The sequence below is a fragment of the Mesorhizobium sp. M1A.F.Ca.IN.022.07.1.1 genome (assembly GCF_003997575.1).
Classification (GTDB): Bacteria; Pseudomonadota; Alphaproteobacteria; order Rhizobiales; family Rhizobiaceae; genus Mesorhizobium.
In genome coordinates, this window is record NZ_RZST01000728.1 from 1 (window position 1) to 535 (window position 535).

The 535-nt window shown below is 61.7% G+C and carries 1 protein-coding gene; it reads left to right on the forward strand.

Going from position 1 to position 535, the window contains the following annotated elements; genetic code table 11:
- Positions 1-535: trypsin-like serine protease (locus tag EOA75_RS33660; RefSeq protein WP_127326195.1), on the forward strand; the 535-nt coding region annotated here is incomplete at both ends.

Below are 535 nucleotides of genomic sequence, written 5' to 3' on the forward strand. Positions count from 1 at the left end.
CGACTACGTCGCAGCCGTTGGCAATCCGTTTGGTCTCAGTCAGACCGTCACCAAGGGCATTGTCAGCGCGCTGGGGCGCTCCGGCCTGGGCTCCAAGGGACTCGAGGACTTTACCCAAACGGATGCCTCCATCAATCCTGGCAATTCGGGCGGCGCGCTCGTGAACCTTCGGGGCGAGTTGGTGGGTATCAACAGCGCCCTTGTTGGCCCCGCCGGCGGCAATGTCGGCATCGGCTTTGCCATCCCGGTCAACATGGCGAAGCAAGCTATGGAAGAACTGATTGCTCATGGAGCGATCCACCGCGGGGAACTGGGGATACTGATACAGGATCTGACCCCATTGCTTGCTCGGGCGCTGAGATTGCACGTCACCGCCGGCGCTCTTGTAAGCCAGGTCGTAAGTGGGAGTGCGGCGAATAATGCCGGTGTCTTGACTGGCGATGTTGTCGTGGCGGTCGACGGACGGCCGATCCACAGCGATGCCGATCTTCGCACGGCCATCGGCGCGCTTAGGGTAGGGGCAACAACCAAGCTG